The organism is Micromonospora sp. S-DT3-3-22, assembly GCF_015354745.1.
In the GTDB taxonomy this organism is placed as follows: Bacteria; Actinomycetota; Actinomycetes; order Mycobacteriales; family Micromonosporaceae; genus Micromonospora; species Micromonospora wenchangensis.
Genome location: NZ_JACGMO010000052.1, coordinates 38,387 through 46,733, shown reverse-complemented (window position 1 = coordinate 46,733; position 8,347 = coordinate 38,387). Strand labels below are relative to the sequence as shown.

Genomic DNA, 8,347 nt, shown 5'->3' with positions numbered 1-8,347 from the left:
CACCTCCAGGCGATCATCAAACACCGACTCAAGAGCATCCAGTACCGCACCGACCTACTCGACAGCTTCCTCGCCCACACCGGCCTGACCCTCGAACCCGACACAACCTGACCATTCAAGATCTGTACTACTACGACGCCAACGTGGCCGTCTACCGCGATCCGGGACTGGCCTCGACCGACCTCACCTGGGTGAAGGACTACGCCAAACAGATCTGGGAGTACGTCCAGGCCAACTACGGCAACCTCAGCGGTCAACGGCTGTATGAGGTGCTGCACGACGACGCGGGATCGGGCGGGTTCGCGTTGAGCCAGTTCGACCCCAACACGGCATTCCGCGACGTCAACGACATGAGCGGCGGCGGCTGGGGGAACACCGACCTCAACGAGGACGTGATCTCCCACGAGATGAACCACACCGTCGAGTTCACCGCGTTCGGGGTGAACGGCTCACCCGCGTACGCCCTCTGGGGCGACAGCAAGTGGGCCGAGATCTTCCAGTACGACTGCTACGTCGGCACCGGCCGCACCACCGACGCCACCCGCTGGAAGAACGCGAAGCTGCTCACCTCGGACAACTTCCCCGTCGCCAACACCTACTGGTTCCGGGACTGGTTCTACCCGATCTACCAGAACTACGGCGGCAAGGTCGTGCTCAACAAGTTCTTCCAGTTGCTGTCCCAGCACTTCCACCAGTTCGACGGCGTCTACGCCCGGGACCTCAACTGGGGGGAGTTCGTGCACTTCTGGAGCGGCGCGGCCGGCGTCAGCCTCAAGCCGCTGGCCACCACCGCGTTCGGCGGCTGGCCCACCGACTGGCAGGCGCAGTTCGTCCAGGCGCAGGCCGACTACCCGGGCGTGACGTACACCCCGTGACCCGGACCTGACCCGCAACCCCGGCGACCCCACCCGGTGACCGGGCCGTGGAGGTGCCGCCACCGCACCCGCGGTGGCGGCACCGAACGGGCGACCGGCCGGCGCGCCGGGCCACCACCCGGCGCGCCGGCCGGTCCTCAGCCGCCGAGCAGCACCGACACCGCCCCCACGGTGTCCGGATGGGCGAGCAGCAGCGTCGTCGCCGCCGAGCCCGGCGGCGCGTCGACCGGCTCCGACCAACCGCCGTCGCAACCCAGCAACCCGGCGACCGCGTCCACCGTCTGCGGATGCGCGGCGAGCAGGCCGTGCACCTGCCCCGTCGGCGCGGCCGCACGGGCCGTCGGGGCGGGACCGGGCGGCGGCCCCAGCCAGGGCGGCACCCAGGCGTCCAGCTCGGGCAGCGTCCCCGGGAAGGTGCGCGCGGCCTCCCGCACCAGCAGCGGCACCAGCTCCGGGCCGTGCTCCCGCAGCGTGGTGATCAGCGTGGGTAGCCAGGGCAGCAGTACCGGGTCGGGCAACCGGGCGAAGGCGGTGGACATCGTCTCCACCACGAACGGCGCGAGGCCCGGCACCGGTTCCAACGCGTGCACGAAACCGGAGAGGTACCTCGGGAAGGCCGGCACCACCAGCGGGTTACCCAGCAGGTCGGCGCAGCGCTGCCGCAGCTCGGCCAGCGGCAGCAGACCGAGCTGGTGCCGGGCCGCCCAGAGCAGGGCCACCTTCGCCGGGCTCTCCGGATGCGACTGGGCCACCGCGAGTTCGAGCTGGGACCGGTCGCACCCCAGCGACAGCGCCAGGCTCTCCATGCTGAACAGGAAGCCCAGCATCGCTCCGACCTGCCGGACCCCGGTCTCCTCCTCGACGAACGCGGTCGGCAGCAGGGTGCAGTAGTGCGCGTACCCGACGGTCACGAACGCCGCGCACCAGGCCGGCAGGTCCGGCGCGGTGGCCCGGTGGTGGGCCAGCAACCGGCGGATGCGCCGCAGCACCTCCGGCGCGTCGTCGACGGTCCGCTCGGCCGCCAGCAGCTCCACGGCCCGCGCACCCAACTCGTCGACCAGCCGGGGGCTGTCCAGCAACCGGATGGCGTCCTCCACGGCGGCGAGGGCGCCGGCGGCCGTCGCGTCGGGACCGCGGACCGACCGCCGCAGCCGCTGTTCCAGCACCTGCTCGATGGTCACCCCCTCGTAGCCCAGCTCGATCAGCGCCCGCTGGTGCCGGCCCAACGCCAGGTCCCAGCTCTCCTGGATCGACCGGTGCCCCAACCGGCGTTCACCCATGATCGGGCGGACCGCGTCGTCGGGCAGCAGGTGCCGCAGCATCCACAGCAGATCCGAGCAGCCGGCCAGCGCCGGGGTGGCGTGCAGGTCGAGCAGGGCCCGTTGGATGGTGCGTTTCTCCAGGTCCAGGCCGAGGGGTTGGAGCCGGTCGAGCACGTCGCGGGCCAGCGGCGGCAGGGCGTCGTAGCCGACCTGCCCGATCCGGTCCCCGCCGAGCAGGATCTCGCAGAGCCGCCGCACGTCCCGCCGCCCCGGCACGACGTCCTTCTCGATGCAGGTCACCGCCGCGTCGGCGAAGTCGTACGGGGTGGGCCGGGCCCGGTTGCGCAACCCGGCCAGCAGGATCGAGGTCTCGAACACCGCGATCGCGTCGGCCGTGCTGGCCAGGTACCCGTTGCGGCGGGCCAACCGGACGATGTCCACGCACCAACCGCGCAGCTCCGCCTCGTCCAGCCCGTCGAGCGCCGGTGGCGCGGCGAGGAACCCGGTGAGCCGGTCGGCGACCGGACCGGCCGGCGCGGCGACCGGCGGGGCGGCCTTCCGTCGGCCCCGGCCGCCCTTGCCGCCCCGTTGACCGTCGAGCCGGTACGGCGTCAGGCCCGACCCGCCCACCGCCCTGGTCCAGTTGGCGGCGGCGATCGACACCGACCCCGGCGCCAGCCCGAACTGCGCCTCGATGGCCGAGTGGCTCGACGGGATCAGCCCGTACCGCCAGCGGGTGCCGGTGCGGGGGGTGATCGCGAAGTCCGGGGCGGGGGAGTCCAGGCCGAACTGCTCGACCCGGCTGGCGGCGTGGAACGCGCCGCACACGTAGAGGCAGTCCGCCGGTTCGGCCCCGGACGCGGCCAGGTGCTCGCGCATCCGGGTCCACATGTAGCGTTCCCGGTCCTCGTCGCGGTCGGTACGGTCCGACCCGGCCGGCCGTAGCCGGCGGAACAGGCTGCCGATCAGCACCATGACCTGCCGGTAGGTGTCGTGGTCGGCGTCGGCGAGGGGACGCTCGACGTACTGGTCCCACCACTCCGACCAGTGCCGCACCTTGCCGTGGTGCAGCAGGTACGCCTCCAGCTCGGCGAACCGGGGCCGCAGGTCGCCGAGCTCCACGCCGACCGCGTCGCCGTGCAACGCCGCCTGCTCACCGGCGTCGCCGGCCGGCGCCTCCGGCGCGGTGTCGGCCGGCGTGTCGGTGGCCGCCCCGGCGTCGCCGCGCGGCGACCACTGGAAGACGTGGTCGGTGGAACGGTCCACCAGCACCAGCTCCACCCCGGGCGTCTCCAGCGCGTACGCGATCGCCTGGTACTCGGCGGACGCCTCGGTGACCGGGGCGACCACGCTCAGCGGCCCCCACTCGGCGGGGAAACCGTCCAGCTCGGAGGCGAACGCCTGCAACGCCACCGGCAGCCGGCAGTTGCGCAGCTCGCCCAGGAGCGGCTGGAGATCCTCGCACAGCTCCAGGTAGATCACCTTGGGCTGCTTGTGCCGCAGCCGGCGCACCATCGCCAGCGCCGAGGCCGGCGAGTGGTGACAGACCGGGAAGATCTCCAACCGCTCGCCCAACGCCCGGTCGACGTCGTCGACGATGCCGGCGAGGATGCCGGCCAGCGCGTCGGCGGAACCGGCGAACGTGGCCGCCGCGTCGGTGAGCTGTTCACGCAGCGCCCCGAACGGCCCGGCGGCCATCCCGTCGGCACCGGCGGTCGCGGGCCGGGTGACACCGGGCGGCGCGGCGGTGCCGGTGTGGGCGGTGGTCACGACAGCGAGGCGATCGCCTGGCGACCACCGTCGAGGAAGCCGGCCCAGCCCTCGCCGTGCTGCTTGGCCCGGGGCTCCACCACCCCGTGCAGGTACTTGTTGAGGATCGCCAGGTCCTCCGGGCTGCGCCGGGCCAGCGACCCCATCAGCGAGGCGGCCAGCGTCTCCACCCGCAGGGCCCGGTCGCCGAAGAACTGGCTGTGCAGGATGGCGTCCTCCAGCACCCCGATCTGCTCGGCGGTGGACAGCGCCGACTCCAGCTTCTCGTCGTCGCTGGTCGCCGACGCGGCGGCGGCCCGCAGGTCGGCGAAGCTCTGTAGCAGGATGTCCAGCAGGGTGGGCGGCACGTCCAGCTCGATGCGGTGCCGGCGCAGCAGTTCCTCCGTGCGGAACCGGACGATCTCCGCCTCGCTGCGCTTGTTGGTGACCACCGGGATGCGGACGAAGTTGAACCGGCGCTTCAACGCCGACGACAGGTCGTTGACGCCCCGGTCCCGGCTGTTCGCGGTGGCGATGATCGAGAAACCGGGCTGGGCGAAGACGATGTTGTCGTCGTTCAGCTCGGGGATGGAGACGTACTTCTCCGACAGGATGGAGATCAACGCGTCCTGCACGTCGCTGGTGGAGCGGGTCAGCTCCTCGAAGCGGCCCACCACGCCCTGCTCCATCGCCGTCATGATCGGCGACGGGATCATCGACTCGCGGGACTGCCCCTTGGCGATGACCATCGAGACGTTCCACGAATACTTGATGTGGTCCTCGGTGGTGCCGGCGGTGCCCTGCACCACCAGCGTGGAGTTGCGGCAGATCGCGGCGGCCAGCAGTTCGGCCAGCCAGCTCTTGCCGGTGCCGGGGTCGCCGATGAGCAGCAGGCCCCGGTCCGACGCCAGGGTCACGATGCTGCGTTCGACGAAACTGCGGTCACCGAACCACTTCTGCGGGATCTCCCGCTCCAGACCGTCGGCCCGTTCCGAGCCGAGGACGAACAGCCGCACCATGCGCGGGCTCAGCCGCCACGAGAACGGCTTCGGGCCGGTGTCGACCGACTCCAGGTAGTCGAGTTCGTCGGCGTACTTGACCTCGGCGGGGGCACGCAACATCTCGGACATGAGGGGTGATTCTCCTAGGTGAGGAAGCTCTTGAGCTCGAAGACGAGTTTGCGGATGTGACCGGAGAGCACCGGGGTGCCCAGGTCCTTGAGGCGCTGCCGGAACCAGGGGTTGACGCTCTGCTGGCCGGAGCTGCTGACCGAGCCGACCGGAATGAACCGCACCCCGGAGCGGTGCACCGCCTCGATGCCGTCGAACAGCGGCTGGGAGCGGTCGAACTCGTAGAAGTCCGAGATCCACACCATTACCGTGTTACGCGGCTCGACGATCTTGGGGCGGGCCATCGCCATCGCCACCGGCCCGTCGTTGCCGCCGCCGAGCTTGGTGCGCAGCAGCACCTCGAACGGGTCGTGCACCCACGGGGTCAGGTCCAACGCCCGGGTGTCGTACGCGATCAGGTGCACGTCCACCTTGGGCAGCCCGGCGAAGATCGAGGCGAGGATGGTGCAGTTGACCATCGAGTCGACCATCGACCCGGACTGGTCCACCACCACGATCAGCCGGGACGGGGTGGTCTTGCGGGCGGTCTGCCGGAAGTAGAGCCGGTCGACGTAGAGGCGCTCGTCCTCCGGGCTCCAGTTGGTGAGGTTCTGCCAGATGGTGCGGTCGAGGTCGAGGTTGCGGAACACCCGCTTCGGCGGCACCGAGCGGTCGATCGTGCCGACGCTGGTCTGCTCGACCTGGGTCCGCAGCACCTCGGCGACCTCGTCGACGTACCGCCGGATCAGCGACTTCGCGTTGGCCAGCGCCACCCCGGACAGGTTGGACTTGTCCCGCAGCAGTTGCTCGATCAGCGACATGCTGGGGGTGAGCTGGGCGGCCAGCTTCGGGTCGGCCAGCACCTCCCGCAGGTGCATCCGGCGGACCAGGTCGCCCTCCAGGGCGGTGAGGGTGGCGCCCAACCCGCCGCCGCCCTGCCGACGCAGCTCCTCTCCGGTGGTGCCGAGCGCCTGGGCGAACCAGCCGGCGTCGGCCTGCCAGCCGGCCAACTGGCCGGCGCTGACCGGCCCGGACCCGGTGCCGAAGACGTTGAGCAGCAGCTTCGACACCAGCGCGGCCCGGCGCACCTCGGCCTCGCCGGGCCGGTGCGTCCCGACGTCGGGGGCGTCGGCCGGGTCGGGGGCGAGCAGCCCCCGCAGTTCGTCGGCGAGCGCGGGGAAACGCTGCACGACGGTGTCCACCGACACGGTCGGGTCCAGCAGCACGGCGGGCAGGTCGAGGTCGTCGACGACGGCCACGCTCGCCGCCTCCAGTGTGGGCTGCTCGTCGGGGTCGAAGAGCCGCCCCAGCAGCCGCCAGTAGAGCACCTGCCGGCGGTTGGCGGCAGCGAGGTCACCCGGGGTCACCGCGTCACCAGGGTTCACGGCGTCGGTGGGGGGCACGGCGTCGGTCGTCGGGGTCGGGTCGCTCATCGGCGCAGCAACCGTCCCGCGCGTTCGCGCAGCACGGCCACGGCGTCGCCCGCCCTGGCCTCGGCCTTGGCCACCTTCGGGTCGGTCACTCCGTCGGCCCAGTCGCCGTTGTGCGCCTCGACCGGCCGGCGCTTGACGGCGGCCTGCACCGCCAGCGGCTGCACCAGCCACCGGCCGCCGTCGAAACGGACCAGGCCCAGGCACGACGACGAGGCGGCGACCAGCGCCGGGGTGAGCGGCCCGCCGGCCGGCAGCCGGTCCAGGGCGACCGCCAGGCGCTGCCCGTCGAGGTCGACGGTCGCCCCGCCGTCGTGGACGGTGTAACCCTCCAGCAGCACCGGCTCGGCGATCGCCGCCGGGTGCCGGTCCAGCGGTGCGGTGGCCGCCGCCGTCGCCGTGCCCAGCAGCACCCGCGCGGTGGCGAACGGGTCGGCGGGCTCGCCGGCCTGCGCCCGCTCGTCGACCCAGTGCAGGTCGCCGCCGTACGCCGGCAGGTCGGTCACGGTCAGCGCCCGCCGCTGCGCGATCGCGGTGAGCAGCACGGGGTACGCCGACAGCAGCCGCCACACCGCCGGGCCGCCGATCGTGGCGACCTTCGCCGCGCCCACCGTCACCCGGACCAGCCGGGGCGTGCCGGCGTCGGTCGGTTCGAGGATCGCGTGCAGCTGCACCTGGACGGCGGTCTCATGCTCGTGGACGTCGACCCCGAGCGGCAGCAGCCGACCGGTGACCCGGCCGGCGTCGGCCGCCGCGTCGGGGGCCGGTCCGTCCTGGGCCAGCAGCACGCCACGGGCCCACAGGTCCGCCCAGCGGCGTACCGGCGGCTGCGCCATGGTGGCCACCGGCAACCCGGCCCGTAGCTCGGCGGCGAGCCCGTCGAGCAGCACCGCCAGCCGTCGCGCCCCCGGCTCGGCCAGCGCCGCCTCGACCGGTGTGCCGACGGCGGAGAGCAGCTCGTGGTCGACGCCCCGCCACCCGGCCAGCGCCGTCTCGTGCAGCCAGGACCGGGCGGCGGCGCGGGCGGGGGAGCCGTCGGCGGGCTCACCGGCGGGTGCCGTCCACGCCGTGCGGTCCCGCCCGAGGGCGGCGTCGAACCGGGCGGTCAGGGCGTCGTGGGTCGCGCCCAGCAGCGCCGTGCGGGCCCCGGCCAGGGCGGCCAGGTGCTCCTGCCCGACGGAACCGGCGGTCACCTTGCCCACCGCCTCGGCGACCCGCTCACCCAGCGGCGTGCCCGCGACCGCGCCGGCCAGAGCGGTCAGCGCGGTGGCGTCCGCCTCGCCGACCCGGGCGAAGCCCCGCAGCAGGGCCCCGTCGAATCCGGCGACCACGTCGTCGGCGTCGGCCAGCCCGGTGGGGGCGCTGCCGTGCAGCTGCGCCAGCTGCGTGCCGAGCATCAGCGACCTGCCCCGGTAGACGGGAACCAGTGCAGCTCGGGCAGTGCCGTGGTGCTGGTCGGGAGTTCGAGGTAGGCCAGGTGGCGCAGGAACCGGCTGAACACCACGGCGGCGGAGGTCGGCTCGTGCCGGGCGTCCAGCCGGGACAGCAGGTCGACCCCGGTCTGCGTGCCGTCACCGGCGTCGACCCGCAGGTAGCGGGCGACCCGGTCGACGCCGTACTGGAGGACGGCCTCGTCGGCCAGGGCCTCCAGGTGCTTGCAGGGCGCGCCGCGCAGCCCGCCGCAGGGCCGGTTGTTGTTGGTGCTGCAGTGGTAGGCGTGGCTACCGGCGGTCACCGACGAGACGTACACCCGCTCGATGTCGGAACCGCTGGACACCACACCCTGTAACCGTCCGTCGGCCAGCTCGACGAAGGGCACCTTGGCCAGCTTGCGGGGCCGGGCCGGTGGCACCACCGCCACCACGCTCCGCCGCCGCCACGCGGCCTCGTCAGCGTCCGTCACCGCACGTCCTCCCACCCGC

At 72.9% G+C, this 8,347-nt stretch carries 6 protein-coding genes; 1 reads left to right on the top strand and 5 read right to left on the bottom strand.

Annotation, left to right across the window (positions count from 1 at the left end):
* Window positions 1-143: 143 nt before the first annotated feature.
* Window positions 144-875 (top strand): hypothetical protein, encoded by a 732-nt coding sequence (locus tag H1A17_RS16880; protein ID WP_194822303.1) that lies wholly within the window; start codon window positions 144-146, stop codon window positions 873-875.
* A gap of 137 nt (window positions 876-1,012) precedes the next feature.
* Here H1A17_RS16880 and H1A17_RS16875 read toward each other — a convergent pair whose 3' ends face one another.
* The 5 genes from H1A17_RS16875 to H1A17_RS16855 all read right to left on the bottom strand — a co-directional run bounded on the left by H1A17_RS16875 (window position 1,013) and on the right by H1A17_RS16855 (window position 8,289).
* Entirely contained in the window at window positions 1,013-3,835 is a 2,823-nt protein-coding gene (locus H1A17_RS16875) for a DUF5682 family protein (protein WP_194822307.1), read from the bottom strand.
* A gap of 68 nt (window positions 3,836-3,903) precedes the next feature.
* Entirely contained in the window at window positions 3,904-5,016 is a 1,113-nt protein-coding gene (locus tag H1A17_RS16870; protein WP_194822302.1) for an AAA family ATPase, read from the bottom strand.
* Between the two features lie 14 nt (window positions 5,017-5,030).
* Window positions 5,031-6,428, bottom strand: a complete 1,398-nt coding sequence (locus H1A17_RS16865; protein WP_228543678.1) for a VWA domain-containing protein — start codon at window positions 6,426-6,428, stop codon at window positions 5,031-5,033.
* A complete protein-coding gene (locus H1A17_RS16860; protein ID WP_145920104.1) occupies window positions 6,425-7,822 on the bottom strand; it encodes a hypothetical protein in 1,398 nt (465 codons plus the stop codon). Before H1A17_RS16860 ends, H1A17_RS16865 begins: the two co-directional genes overlap by 4 nt.
* The gene (locus tag H1A17_RS16855) at window positions 7,822-8,289 is read right to left on the bottom strand and encodes a hypothetical protein (RefSeq protein WP_145922857.1); all 468 of its coding nucleotides are present in this window, start codon (window positions 8,287-8,289) and stop codon (window positions 7,822-7,824) included. Before H1A17_RS16855 ends, H1A17_RS16860 begins: the two co-directional genes overlap by 1 nt.
* Window positions 8,290-8,347: the final 58 nt, after the last annotated feature.